Consider the following 12545-nt stretch of genomic DNA (forward strand, 5'->3'; position numbering starts at 1 on the left):
TCAGTCCTCGTCAACGGATGATTGCCACCAACGTTTTGCAGATGATCTGCAGGTCGATCCAGAAGCTGCGCTCCTGGACATACCGAACGTAGTAGCTGATTTTGATGGGAAGAATGGTGTCGATGTAGGCCTTTTCGGGGTCGGTAGCCTGCCCAAGTATCTGGTTTTCCTCGCGGTACAAAATCGAGGCCCAATCGGTGATGCCCGGCGCGACCGAAAGCACGATCATGCGTGCATCCGGTGGATAGTAATCCACGTAGCGCGGCACCTCCGGCCGCGGGCCCACCAGGCTCATCGCTCCGTAAAGGACATTGATGAGTTGGGGTAGTTCATCGAGCTTGTAACGGCGCAGGAAACGACCGGTCCTGGTGATGCGGCAGTCGTTGCCAACGGTCAGCTGGCGCGTTTCATTAGTCCCCGTGCTCATCGTGCGGAACTTGAATATATTGAAAGGCAGCCCCCACCGGCCGACGCGCTGCTGCCGAAAAAATACCGGACCTGCCGAGTCGACCTTAATCCATAGGGCGATCAGCGCAAACAGCGGCGCCAACAGCGCCAGGCCGACGAGCGAGGCAGCGATATCGAACAGGCGTTTGATCATGACAAGGTCGCGCGTACAGCCGCGATGACGCGGGCCTGGTCGGCGTCACTCATTTTTGTGTACAAGGGCAGCGTCAGCATGGAGTGATAGTTGGCTTCGGCAACAGGAAACTGATCCGGAGACAAGTTGCAACTGTCGCGCCAGTAAGGATGGCGGTGCAGGGGGATGAAGTGCACGCTGGTGCCGATCCGCTGCTGGGACAGTGCAGCGATCATCTCGTCGCGGCCCAGCGTGGCGGCCTTGGTTAGCCGTACCGGGTACAGGTGCCACGCATGGCCCGAGTTCGGCGGAGCGTCCGGGGGCAGCTGGAGCGGCAAGCCCGCCAATCCATCGGCATAGCCGCGCGCAAGTTGCCGGCGGCGCAGCAGGAACCGGTCAAGCTTGCGCAACTGCTGGACGCCAATGGCGGCGGCGATGTCGGTCAGGTTGTACTTGAACCCGGCCGCCACCACTTCGTAGAACCAGGCCGGCGTGGTCGAGGTGTAGCGCGCGAACGCGTCCTGCTTGATGCCATGGATGCGCATCATCCGTACCCGTGCCGCGAGGGCAGCGTCGCGCGTGACCACCATGCCGCCTTCACCGGTCGTCATGGTCTTGTTGGCATAGAAGCTGAAGACCGTGACGTCGCTGCCCAGTGTACCGACCAGCCGTCCCTTGTAGACCGTTGGCAGGGCATGCGCAGCGTCTTCGATCACGCGCAGTCCGTGTTCTGCTGCGAGTGCAAGGATCGCGTCCATATCGCATGCCAGGCCGGCATAGTGCACTGCGATCACAGCCTTGGTGCGGGGCGTGATCGCGGCATCGACCGCGGCAGCGCTCAGGTTCAGGGTATCCGGCTCGACGTCGACGAGCACCGGCTGCGCGCCCAGGTAGCGCACTACTTCGGCGGTGGCGGTGAAGGTCATGGTCGGCAAGATCACTTCGTCGCCCGGGCCGATGCCAAGCGCTTCGAGTGCCAGGTGCAATCCGGCGGTGGCCGAGTTGACAGACACTGTCTCGACGTTGGCGTCAAGGTAGGCGGCGAATTCCTGTTCGAACTGGCGCGTCTTGGGGCCGGTCGTCACCCAGCCGGAACGCAGGCAGGCCACTACTTCGGCGATTTCTTCTTCACCGATGTCCGGCAGCGCAAAGGGCAGGAAGGGCGAGACGTCGGCAGGTGCCACGAGCGGTTCGATCATGATGTCCTCAGTTTGAAAGGTCAGGCGCAGGCTTTCAGGAAGCGTTGTCCCAGCACCGGATAGGTGAGGTTCTCCAGGACGAATTTGCGACCCCGGAGTCCCATCGCGTTGCGCTGGTGTGGGTCCATCGCGCGCATGGCGCGGATGCCCTGCACCACGGCAGTCGCGTGTTCGGCCGTGACGGAAATACCGCATCCCGCCTCCGACACCAGGTCGTTGCCTGCCTCGATGGCATACAGGACCGGGCGCGCGGCCATCATGTAGTCGATCAGCTTGTTCGGGGCGACGCCAAATCGAAACAGCGGCTGGCGTTGCAGGCCGATGTAGGCCAGGTCGAAGGAAGCGAGCAGCGCGGGCACGTATTCCTTGGAGAGTGGGTCGAGGAAGCAGACTTTTTCGAGGCCTTCGTCGCGGGCGCGCTGCTGGAGCCGTTCCTTTTCGGGGCCGCCGCCGGCCAGTACGAACGTGACCGGGTCGTCACGCATCAGCGCGGCGGCCGAGAGCAGGGTCTCGAGCGCATTGGCCACCCCATGGCTTCCGGCGAAGCCGACGATGAAATGGCCGCGTCGGCGCAGGCCCGCCAATGTGTCCGCGACCGAAGACGGCAAGGGGGAGGGGGCACCCAGCCACTCGGCCGGGTCCGTGCCGTTGGGGATGAGGTGCAGTTTGTGCGGCGCCATGCCGTGCGCCTCCAGATGTTCGCGCACCTTGGGCAGGATGGATACCACCGCGTCGGCATGGCGGCAGGCATAGTTCTCGGCCGCCTGCAGGAGCATGATGAAGGGGTGGCGGTTGGAATAGCCACCCAGTTCCATCGGCGACAGTGGCCACAGGTCGTGTACCTCGAACAGCAGCCGCGCGCCGGACAGACGGGCGATCTTGTGGGCGGGCCAGATGTCGAGCGGGTAAGTGCTGGAGGCGATGACGGCATCGGGGCGGAACTCGCGCGCCAGGCCCGGGCCTTCGCGGTACAGGCGCGCGACGAATGCGGCCATGTTGAGAGCCCGGCCGACGCCGTTGCCGCTATAAGCGGGCGTATTGAACCAGGTGTATTCGATGTCGTCGATGACTTCGTCGAGCCGCGAATGTCCCCGCAGATCGGGATTGTGTGTGCGCACGTGCGAGTGGGCCGACGCGATGATCCGCACCCGATGGCCCAGTCGCTGCCATTCGCGCGCCAGATAATATGGCCGATATTCCATGCCATGCCGTAGCGAGCCTGCGTAATGATTGATAAGTAGAATGTTCACGCTGAGCCAGTCGATCCGGTTCGAGTCTGAGAATGCTATGCATGGACGATATCAACTTAGTGAGCAGGCGCTTTGAAGCTACACAAACGAGAAGGACGCAGCTGGCGGGGAAAGCCGACCAGGCCTGGAAGACAAGCCGACCGACAAAAGAAAACCCACGCGAAGCAGGGCTCCGCGTGGGTCGAGGTAATGGCCGGACAGTGTCCGGCCGTTGCGCTTACTGCTTAGAAGCTTTCGTAGGCGCCGATATCGAATGCGCCGCCACGCGGACGGGCGATGCCGTCGATGTCGGTGGTCGGTGCCGAGGTGGCGATACCGCGGTTGATGGCCGGCGAGGTGCTCTTCAGGCGATAGTTGCCGGCGGTGCCGCTGGCCGCGTAGCTGACGAACTGCGGATTGGCCGAGATCGTGCCGGTCGCGCTGCCGACCTTCATCGTGATCGCACTGCCGTTGCCGTACACCAGGTTGTTGGCGACGACGTTGCCGCTGCCGATGCACTTCTGGCCCGACGCACAGTACTGCAGGATGCCGTTGGCCGGGTTGTTGTAGACGATGTTGTTGATGACCTTGGTGTTGGTCAGGATCTTGCCGCCCGGGGCGTCACCGACGCCTTCGACGATGCCGCCCCCCATGCCGCCGGCGCCGTTGGCGAACGAAGTGTTATTTGCAACGATGACCTTGTCGGCAGCGTGCCACAGGTGGATACCCCACGAGGAGCTGCGGTAGACGATGTTATTGTAGATGTGGCCGCGCAGGTTGGCGTGGTAGATGCCGTGCACCGCGTTGCACTTGCCGGGCACGCCGATGTCGTGGACGACGTTGCCGATGATGTCGCCGTCCGACGCAGTGTAGACCGCATTCATGATGCCCGCGCCGCCGGCGCCAGTGCAGCCGCCGGAAATGGTCAGGTTGTGCACGTGGTTGCCTTGCACGAGGGTGTACGAACCCTGGTTCAGCACGCCCAGGCGGCCCGGGCCGCTGATATCGAAGCCGACGATGTCGGTGTAGTTGGCGTTGTTGGTCCACATGCCCTGGGTGCCGCTGCCGATGATCTTGGCGCCCCACTTGGTGTCGGACACGTAACGGATACGTGCGCTCGAGGTGCCGTGCACCTTAGTCGTGACGTTTTCGCGGTAGGTACCGGACGCGACGTGGACGGTGGTCGACGGTTTTGCCATGTTGGCGGCGCGCTGGATGGTCTTGAACGGCCGGGCGGCAGAACCCGGGTTCGAATCGGAACCGGTCGGCGATACGTACAGGTTGTAGATCGACGGCGAGGCGGCAGCGGCGGTGGCGTAGGCGGCGATCAGCTGGGCGGTTGCATCGGCTGGCGCGGCAAGCGCCTGGTCGGTGTTCGACAGGGTCACGGCAGCGGAAGCTTGCTGGGTGATGCCGGCGGTCAGCAGGACGGTGGCGCCGCACAGCAGGGCATGGAGACGGGCATTCGAAGTAAAGGTAACGACATTTTTCATGTAAAAAAATCCTAACGACAACGAGTAAATGAGTAAGCTTTGAGTACTGGAAACTTCCTAAGTTCAATAGATTTTCGGAAAAATTTCTACGACGTATCAAAGTTTTAAAGAAGAGTTCCGGGTGCGCTCTATGTTGCAATGCGTAATCTTTGAGAGCAGGAAACTTCCAAAGTTCAATGGATTTACCGAAAAATTTCCGCAGCGTATCAAGCTTTCAAGAAAATTTTCTTCTTGGAAATCACATGGGGAAGAGAAGGGAGGGCGCGGGCGTGATCGCGCCGCAGCGAGGGGCCGTGTTTTTGGCAGACCTATTTTGAAGGGCGCTAATAGTTAATAGGCGCCGGATACAAGCTTGATTGCCTGCAAAGTACCCTTGGGGCGAACGTTTCCGTCGCTATTGGGCTGTGGCTCGATGAGAGGGGACCGGTGACGGCGGCAGGGCTGATTGCCTAGTAGCTTTCGTAGGCGCCGATATCGGGCGCCGCGCCGCGCGGGCGGGGGACATGTTCGATATCGGTGGTTGGCGCGAAACTCGCGAGCCCCTTCTGGATGGCTGGTGAGGTGCACTTCAGACGGTAATCTCCGCGGCCCTTGGGATGGTAGTTGATGAACTGCGGATCTTCCATGATGGTGCCGATCGCCTTGCCCACCTTCATGATGACGGCCGAGGCGCTGCCGTACACCAGGTTATTGGCTACCATGTTCCCGGGGCCGATGCAGTCGTGGCGCGGGTAGCAGAACTCCACGATGCCCTTGGCCGGGTTGTTATAAACAATATTGTTGATGACCTTGGTGTCGGTCAGGGTTCTTCCGCCCGGGCTGTCGCCGACGCCGATCACGATGCCGCCCCCCATCTTGGCCGAGCCGTTCTCGAACACCGTGTTATTGGCGATCGTCACGTTGTCGGCGGCATGCCACAAGTGGATGCCCCATGCCGACGCCCGATACACGATGTTGTTGAAGATCCTGCTGCGAAGGTTAGCCACATAGATGCCGTGGATGCCAATGCAGGAGCCCGGCACGCCGATATCGTGCACCATGTTACCGATGATGTCGCCGTCCGAAGCGCGGTAGTTGGCGTTGTTGATGCCGGCGCCGCCGGCGCCGGTACAGCCACCCGACACGGTCAGGTCGTGCACGTGATTGCCCTGTATGAGCGTGTGCGATGCGAGGTTCAGGATACCCACGCGACCGGTCCCAGAAATATCGAAGCCGACGATGTCGGTGTAGTCGCCGTGATTGGTCCACGTGCCTTCGGTGCCGCTGCCGACGATCCGTGCCCCCCATTTGGTGTCGGAGACAAAGCGAATTCGCGCGGCCGGCGTGCCATGCACCTTGGTCGTGACGTTTTCGGGATAGGTACCTGCGGCGACATGCACCGAGGTGCCGGGGCTTGCGAGACTTGCGGCGCGCTGGATCGTCCGGAACGGTTCTGCCTCGCTGCCCGGATTCGAATCCGCGCCTGTGGTCGCTACATACATTTTGTTTTCGACAATTCCGGGCTCAGGTGCGGTCCTGCTGACACAAGCAAACCCGCTTGCAGCAATTAGCACGCTAACGCCTATGGATTTGTACACGGTGGTTCCTGTCGTGGCGGAAGTAGGCAGGCTCAACCTGATTGGCGCGGCACTACCTGATCCAGTTGAGCTTGCGTAGATGGTGGGTTCAGGTCAGTTGTACGCGCCATGGGATATTTTCCTTTGAGTTTGTATCGCGAATAGGCGCCGAGCATCGCCCCGATTAACATGTCCGTATAAAAATGCGACTTGATCAGTAATAGTATGGTGACGCAAGCCATCGCAAATCCGAGCACGAGATCACCGTCGTCATTTTTCGAAAAATAGCCGCAGATAATCATCGCGACGGTCGGAAAAACGAGTAAGGCGATCAGGTAAAGAAAACCGAATATGCCCAGGTCGACCCAGGCCGACAAGATATTGTGCGCATAATGGCCGGGTGCGTAACTGGCGTAATCGCCAAATATCGGATAGCTTGAAATAGTCCGAATTGCTAGTTCGGCCAAGTGACGGCGTGCAATGGCTGAGGTGGAATGCGACAAGTCAAGCAGCTCCATGATACGGTTGTCCGGCATCATGGAAAGCAAAAGGTCTATATGCATCGTAATCAGCGTTGCGAGCAATGCCAAGACCATGGCAAACAGTACTTTATGCTTGGCGAAATAAAATTCGATGAAAGGTATTGCGAACAACAAGGCGACGAATTCGCTACGCGCGGTGTTGAGAAACAGGGAGATGACGCCAATGATGTAGAGAAATACGCGTAATGGCAGGCTGCGGGTAAAGGCGACGACGCATAAACAATTCACGAGATAGGAACGCGCCAGTCCCTGGTAGGTCGACAGGGCGCTGGGATCCAGGGCAAGACCCATTGCGTCCATGCGAAACACCCCGTCGACGGAAAACGAGAAGATGACGGCCGACATCCCCAGCAGGCACAATATGGCCGGATAACGAACTTCCGGGTGCGCGAAATCGAGCATTTTGAACATGACGAAGGTGTTCGCCATGTACAGCACGCCGAACAGGTGAGCGACAACGATGAGCTGGTTCGCGCCGTTCACGCCATTGACCACGACCACGACGACAACAAAGGCCAGGAAACCGCCGTAATACAGCTCGGTTGGCAGCAAATGGCTGCGTTTCTTGCGAAACTGTCTTACGTAAAGCACAAGGATCGGTAGCGCAAACGCCAGCGATACGGGGGAAAAATATCCTCCAAGAAACGCTCGTATCCGTCCCGTCCCCAACAGGAAGTGATAGAAAAAGAAACCGGGAAACAGCGCCAGGAAGGCCGCAGTCAAGGTGAGGCGTTCGAGCCGGTGTCTGCGGATGTAAGGTGTCATCATGCGGCTACCGTCCGGTTCTGGGAGCACTGGTACGACATATACAGGTATACCAGATAGAGCAGGGAATAGCCGATCACATACCAGAGTACGCTCTGATGCAGGGACGCCGACACCATAAACACGGTGGTTGTCATCAGGAACAGCGCCACTTGCCAGAGCAATTCCATCTTCTGCCTGCCTGCGACAAAGAAAACATAGCTGAGCGGACTGGCAATGAAGTTCAGGAAGCACAGCGGGGCAAGGATGCGCGCTAGTTCCCCAGCCGGGCGCCAGGCCTGGCCGAATACGATGGCAAACAGTTCCGGCGCAAACAGGAACAGAATCAGCGATGGCCCCAAGGCCAGCAAGGCCAAGGCCTTGAAGGTAGCAAGGTAGACTTCCTCGCAATTGCCGACAGTCTGGAAGTCGTGTACCGACTGGCGCTTGAATACTTCGAGTACCGAGGATGCGAGCAAGGAAATCGGCGCGGCCACCACGCGCTGAGTGAGTGCAAAGAGGCCGGCTGCGAGCGCACCGTGTTTTAAGCCGATTATAAAAAGTGGCAACTGGCCAACCAGCGCGTTAAGCAAACTCGACGGCAAGGAAAAGCGCCAGAATGCCTGGTGCTTCCGGAGGTAGTTGCGTTGTTCGGTGTCGAGCTTCAGACCAATGCGTGCGGCGGGAGGTGACAGCAGCCATCGCGCCACCCACAGCCCGGTGGCAAGACCGATCAATTGGCCGCCTGGCAGCGCGGTTCCGCTCAGGCCCATGGCGAGCAAAGCCAGCTGAGTCCCGGCAATTGTTCCGGCACCCAGCATTTTGGCTTTTGCCGCCTTGCCGAACTCGTTGTGCGAGGTCGCGTAGGCGTACGTTGCCTGGGTGTAGGCGGTGAGCCAGGTGCCGACCCCGATTGTGAGCAGTTCGAACCAGGTGATGTCCTGCAGTGTCGGCAGGTCGAGGAAGCGCACCAGCACTGCGAACAGCGTTATCGCCAACGCCAGCACGGCTGCGGAGTAGGCAACCACCCCGAAGCAGAGCCGTTGCTGCTGTTCGTCACGGTCGAGGACCATGGTGACATCGATGCGCAAGGTGGCGCCGATCGAGGCCACCGTGATCACGCTGAGCCAGATACTGAAGGCGCCCATTTCGGCCGGCGTGCACATGCGCGTAAGGAGTGGCGCCGCCATCAAGGGCAAGGCTTGCGCGCCGGTCGCCCCGGTCAGAACGGTAACGACGTTGCGCCAAAAATCGGGCCGTAGGGTGCTCATATGATTCCTATCTGCAGTCGGAGCGCATGCCCGATCCTGACGATTCCCTGTCGGCGAAAGTCATTTCAGCCGGTACTTGGCGCGGTACGGTTTGAAACCGAGGGCCAGCTTGAACTGCCGTAACCCAGGCTGAGCGCCGAAGAACGTGTCGTACATGATGTAATTCAGAGCCCTTTCCTCGATCAGGCTGCAAACGATGTCGACTACCATCAGGTGCATGATGCCGTCGTTGTTGCGGTGGCCGATCACGTGCGAGAAGGCGCAGAAATCACCGTAGATGGCCAGATTGGCGTAAGCCATCAGTTTGCCCTTGGCGTCGAACACACCGAAGTACTTAAAATATGGCAATTTTTCGAAGTGGGACACTTTCTGCAGATAGTGCGCCTCCATCGGCCGGCCCTGCCGGATGTCGACCGAGGTATTAATGGCGTGGATCTCGTCGACAAAATTGTTGCGTTCGATTTCGGTGACGACGTAGCCGCGCGCCCGCGCGCGCTTTGCATGGAAGGCTCCGCGGTTTTTACCCCGGATCTGTTCCAAGTAACTGTCGCGGTCCGCGCTCGCGCGCAGGTCGATCAGCGCGGCGCCCACGCTCTTGTTCTGGATGATGCGGTATTTCGGGTGGGGCTTGGTATGGTAGCGGTACGCTTCCGGAATCCCGGCAGGATCGATGTGCGAATGGAAGTTCAGCGCGGCGACCGGCAGCCGGATGATCTCGACGATGGTGGCGAAGTGACGGGCGAGTGACTCCATAGTGGAAGGCCTTGCGAGAGAGTTGCGGTCGGGTTCTGATCGAGCTCAATCCAGGTCTGTGACGAGCTGTTGGACGATGCGCTCGGCAGCATCGCCGCGGCCATAAGGCATGATGTCATCGCCACAGGTACCGAGACTGGCCCGCAGCGCTGCCAGGACCGTTGCCGCTCCAGTGGGCGGCGCCACGCGGTTCCATCCTCCCTCCACCAGCTCGGTCCATTCCGTCTCGTCGCGCAAGGTGACGCACGGCACGCGATAGAAGAAGGCCTCCTTCTGGACACCGCCTGAGTCCGTTGCTATCAGGGAGGCCTGCTTTTCAAGATAGACCATGTCCAGATAACCCAGCGGATTGAGCAGGGTCACCGAACGTGCCAGGGCTTCCAGCGTGCCTTGCTTGGCAAACACAGCGCGGGTGCGCGGATGCAGGGGCCAGATCACCGGCGTTTGCTCGGCGAAGGCTGCCAAGGCATCGACGATGACGCCCATGCGTGCCGGATTGTCGGTGTTTTCGGCACGATGAATCGTGATCAGGCAGTATGCTTGCGACTGCAGCGCAGGGTCGAGCTTGCGCACCTGATCGCTCTGGGCGCTGGCACGGGCGCCATGGCGAAGCGCGACGTCGAACATGACGTCGCCGACCTGGTGTATGCGATTCTCCGCTACGCCTTCGCGCAACAAATGCTGGTCCGCGGCACTCGTGGGCGTAAACAGCCATTCCGCTACCCGGTCAGTCAGTATGCGATTGATTTCTTCGGGCATCACCATGTTGAACGACCGTAACCCCGCCTCGACGTGCGCAACCGGGATGTGCAATTTGGCGGCTGCCAACGCCCCCGCTAGCGTCGAGTTGGTGTCGCCATACACCAGGACTGCATCTGGCTTTTCCGTCAGCATCACCTTTTCGATGTCGATAAGCATGCGCCCGGTCATCTCGCCATGTCCGCAACCATGAATCGCGAGGTGGTATGCAGGCTTGTCCATGCCGAGTTCGGGGAAGAACACGTCGGACATATTGGCGTCGAAATGCTGGCCTGTATGGACGACAATTTCCGTCAGCTGGGGACAGGCTGCAATGGCGGCCGAGACAGCGCTGGCTTTGATGAATTGCGGACGCGCGCCAATGATGGTCAGGATTTTCCTAGAGGTCATATGTCACCAATGCTCAGTACTGTTCAGGTCCGGATGGCATGCGTTCACCAGGTCAAGCCCTCATAAAAACGCACCAGGTTGCTTTTGGTGTTTTCCTTCCAGTTGGTGTTGAACTGCCTGGGATGAGTCAGCAGATAGACCCGGCTATGGCTGCGAATGGCGTCGAGTGGTGAGATCGGGTAGTAATACTGAGGAGGAGGGCGGTCAGAAATATATACGCTGAAGTGTGCGAGGAGGTTCTCGTCATAGGCTTCGCATTCGATGCCGCACTCGCGGCGCAGCACCGGGCAGCGCAGGATTTCCGTATTTGCCAGCTTGAGGCGGCGGTTGGCAAAATCTCCGTGGCTGGCGACCGTGATCATTTTGCGTCCGAGCCGGCGCTCGAGTACCTGGAAGTTCCTGGCGAAATGTTCGCGGATTTCCGGAAGGCGTGCGCGCAGTATGTCGGGATCCTTGATATTGTGTTTCTTCGCAAAGGTCGCCAGCTCCTCGTAGTGATAGCTTGCTTCGCTGCCGTATTCCTCGATTTCTTTCATCAGGTCGACATCAAGCGTGCACAGCCTGAAGTAGTAGCTCGACTTGATCTTATATTTTTTTTCGAGCTGGAACAGGCGGCGCGCGGTGCGGACATCGGTGTCGATGTCGTGGCGGTGCAGAATGACTTTATCGGTCGGCGCGGCGCCGGTTTTCAAGGACTTGAAAAAGTCGCGCAGCGACGAATGCGTATGCCCTGCGTTGGATGCGGCCACGAGGATTTTCTCGTGGTGCTCCAGGCGCGACGGCATCATGTAATCGCTGTATATCCTGCCCAGGATTTTTTTCATAATCGTGAGACCGGTTCGGTTTGATCGGATTTTTTCCGGATTGGCGCACCGGACAGCGTCAGCTTGCTCTTGCATGGGATAGACTGAAGCGCTTGATGGCATTGACGACGCGTTGTTGCTGCGCGTTTGTCATTTCCGGAAACAAAGGCAGCGACAGGATGGTCGACTGGTTGGCATACGCATTCGGAAACTCGTGACTTGCGTGCTTATAACGGCGATACGCAGGCAGGAATGGCAGCGCCACCGGATAGTTCACCACCGTCTGGATGCCCGCCTCCTGCAGGTAAGCGGCCAGCGCAGCGCGCTCTGGATGGCGGACGACGTACAGGTGATAGACGTGTTCGCGTCCCTCGGCGGTCATCGGCAGGGTCAACCCCTCGGCCCCGCTCAAGGTCTCGCCATAGGCCGCGGCCCACTGCTGGCGCGCGCGCGTCCAGGCCGGGAGATGGGGCAGTTTGACCGACAGAATCGCGGCCTGCAGGCCGTCGAGCCGGCTGTTGATGCCCTCGATCTGGTGGTCGCCTTTGAACAGACCGCCATGCCGCGCATAGATCGCCATGCGCTCGGCAAGCTGCGCGTCGGCGGTTACGATGGCGCCGGCATCTCCCATTGCCCCGAGGTTCTTTCCCGGGTAAAAAGAGAACGTCGCGGCGTTACCGAAGGTGCCCACGGTACGGCCTTTGTACTGTGCCAGGTGCCCCTGGGCGCAGTCTTCGATGACCCACAAATGATACTTGCGCGCGATGGCCATCACCGCATCCATGTCGGCCGGCTGGCCGTAGAGATGGACCGGGATGATGCCGACGGTGCGCGGCGTGATCTTCGCTTCGATCTGGGCTGGATCGATCGTGAAGGTGTCGCGGTCGGTGTCGCAGAACACCACCTTGCCGCCAGCCTGGGTGATCGACTCCGAGGTCGAAATCCAGGAATGCGCCGAGGTGATGACTTCCATCCCCGGCTCGACCCCGAGCGCATGCAGGGCGATGTACAGCGCGTCCGTGCCGTTGGCGCATGAGACGCAGTGCGGGATGTCGAGCGCGCTGGCAAACTCGCGCTCGAAACGTTCGACATAGGGACCACGGATAAAGGCCGACTCGGCAATCACGGCCGCAATGGCTGCGTCGATATCATCCTTGATTGACAAGTATTGCGCGTACAGGTCGGCGATGGGAATGGTAGGCATGGTGTCGGCAAGCAAGTGGGTA

General features: G+C 59.8%; 11 protein-coding genes. All 11 read right to left on the reverse strand.

The annotated features are described in order from the left end of the window. Nucleotides 1–10 precede the first annotated feature (10 nt). The gene (locus ACI48D_RS08335) at nucleotides 11–601 is read right to left on the reverse strand and encodes a sugar transferase (RefSeq protein ID WP_435570754.1); all 591 of its coding nucleotides are present in this window, start codon (nucleotides 599–601) and stop codon (nucleotides 11–13) included. Beyond that, nucleotides 598–1779, reverse strand: coding sequence for a DegT/DnrJ/EryC1/StrS family aminotransferase (locus ACI48D_RS08340; protein ID WP_435570755.1), 1182 nt, complete (start codon nucleotides 1777–1779; stop codon nucleotides 598–600). Before ACI48D_RS08340 ends, ACI48D_RS08335 begins: the two co-directional genes overlap by 4 nt. 20 nt (nucleotides 1780–1799) lie before the next feature. After that, on the reverse strand, nucleotides 1800–2981 hold the full coding sequence (locus tag ACI48D_RS08345; protein WP_435570756.1) for a glycosyltransferase family 4 protein: 1182 nt from the start codon (nucleotides 2979–2981) through the stop codon (nucleotides 1800–1802). A 272-nt stretch (nucleotides 2982–3253) separates the two neighbouring features. After that, nucleotides 3254–4501, reverse strand: coding sequence for a choice-of-anchor Q domain-containing protein (locus tag ACI48D_RS08350; RefSeq protein WP_435570757.1), 1248 nt, complete (start codon nucleotides 4499–4501; stop codon nucleotides 3254–3256). 449 nt (nucleotides 4502–4950) lie between these two features. After that, nucleotides 4951–5982 carry a DUF1565 domain-containing protein gene (locus ACI48D_RS08355; protein ID WP_435570758.1) on the reverse strand — a complete coding sequence of 344 codons (1032 nt, stop codon included), beginning with the start codon at nucleotides 5980–5982 and terminating at the stop codon, nucleotides 4951–4953. Between the two features lie 128 nt (nucleotides 5983–6110). Next, nucleotides 6111–7367, reverse strand: a complete 1257-nt coding sequence (locus tag ACI48D_RS08360) for a hypothetical protein (RefSeq protein WP_435570759.1) — start codon at nucleotides 7365–7367, stop codon at nucleotides 6111–6113. After that, nucleotides 7364–8614: a lipopolysaccharide biosynthesis protein gene (locus ACI48D_RS08365; RefSeq protein WP_435570760.1), complete on the reverse strand. Its 1251-nt coding sequence runs from the start codon at nucleotides 8612–8614 to the stop codon at nucleotides 7364–7366. The genes ACI48D_RS08360 and ACI48D_RS08365 overlap by 4 nt, the downstream gene beginning before the upstream one ends. Nucleotides 8615–8674: 60 nt before the next feature. Continuing rightward, nucleotides 8675–9367, reverse strand: coding sequence for a hypothetical protein (locus tag ACI48D_RS08370; RefSeq protein ID WP_435570761.1), 693 nt, complete (start codon nucleotides 9365–9367; stop codon nucleotides 8675–8677). A 45-nt stretch (nucleotides 9368–9412) separates the two neighbouring features. Next, nucleotides 9413–10516, reverse strand: a complete 1104-nt coding sequence (gene wecB, locus ACI48D_RS08375; RefSeq protein WP_435570762.1) for a non-hydrolyzing UDP-N-acetylglucosamine 2-epimerase — start codon at nucleotides 10514–10516, stop codon at nucleotides 9413–9415. A gap of 44 nt (nucleotides 10517–10560) precedes the next feature. Continuing rightward, a complete protein-coding gene (locus ACI48D_RS08380; RefSeq protein ID WP_435570763.1) occupies nucleotides 10561–11340 on the reverse strand; it encodes a hypothetical protein in 780 nt (259 codons plus the stop codon). 58 nt (nucleotides 11341–11398) lie between these two features. Next, the gene (locus ACI48D_RS08385; RefSeq protein WP_435570764.1) at nucleotides 11399–12523 is read right to left on the reverse strand and encodes a DegT/DnrJ/EryC1/StrS family aminotransferase; all 1125 of its coding nucleotides are present in this window, start codon (nucleotides 12521–12523) and stop codon (nucleotides 11399–11401) included. Nucleotides 12524–12545 lie beyond the last annotated feature (22 nt).

It is taken from the genome of Massilia sp. LXY-6, assembly GCF_051233485.1.
GTDB lineage: Bacteria > Pseudomonadota > Gammaproteobacteria > Burkholderiales > Burkholderiaceae_D > Telluria.

Excerpts from the sequence above, each read along its gene's own strand:
- ACI48D_RS08370 (WP_435570761.1), bottom strand. The coding sequence starts at position 9,367 with ATGGAGTCACTCGCCCGTCACTTCGCCACCATCGTCGAGATCATCCGG.
- ACI48D_RS08345 (WP_435570756.1), bottom strand. The coding sequence starts at position 2,981 with ATGGAATATCGGCCATATTATCTGGCGCGCGAATGGCAGCGACTGGGC.
- ACI48D_RS08335 (WP_435570754.1), bottom strand. The coding sequence starts at position 601 with ATGATCAAACGCCTGTTCGATATCGCTGCCTCGCTCGTCGGCCTGGCG.
- ACI48D_RS08385 (WP_435570764.1), bottom strand. The coding sequence starts at position 12,523 with ATGCCTACCATTCCCATCGCCGACCTGTACGCGCAATACTTGTCAATC.
- ACI48D_RS08340 (WP_435570755.1), bottom strand. The coding sequence starts at position 1,779 with ATGATCGAACCGCTCGTGGCACCTGCCGACGTCTCGCCCTTCCTGCCC.
- ACI48D_RS08380 (WP_435570763.1), bottom strand. The coding sequence starts at position 11,340 with ATGAAAAAAATCCTGGGCAGGATATACAGCGATTACATGATGCCGTCG.
- wecB (WP_435570762.1), bottom strand. The coding sequence starts at position 10,516 with ATGACCTCTAGGAAAATCCTGACCATCATTGGCGCGCGTCCGCAATTC.
- ACI48D_RS08350 (WP_435570757.1), bottom strand. The coding sequence starts at position 4,501 with ATGAAAAATGTCGTTACCTTTACTTCGAATGCCCGTCTCCATGCCCTG.
- ACI48D_RS08365 (WP_435570760.1), bottom strand. The coding sequence starts at position 8,614 with ATGAGCACCCTACGGCCCGATTTTTGGCGCAACGTCGTTACCGTTCTG.
- ACI48D_RS08355 (WP_435570758.1), bottom strand. The coding sequence starts at position 5,982 with ATGTATGTAGCGACCACAGGCGCGGATTCGAATCCGGGCAGCGAGGCA.
- ACI48D_RS08360 (WP_435570759.1), bottom strand. The coding sequence starts at position 7,367 with ATGATGACACCTTACATCCGCAGACACCGGCTCGAACGCCTCACCTTG.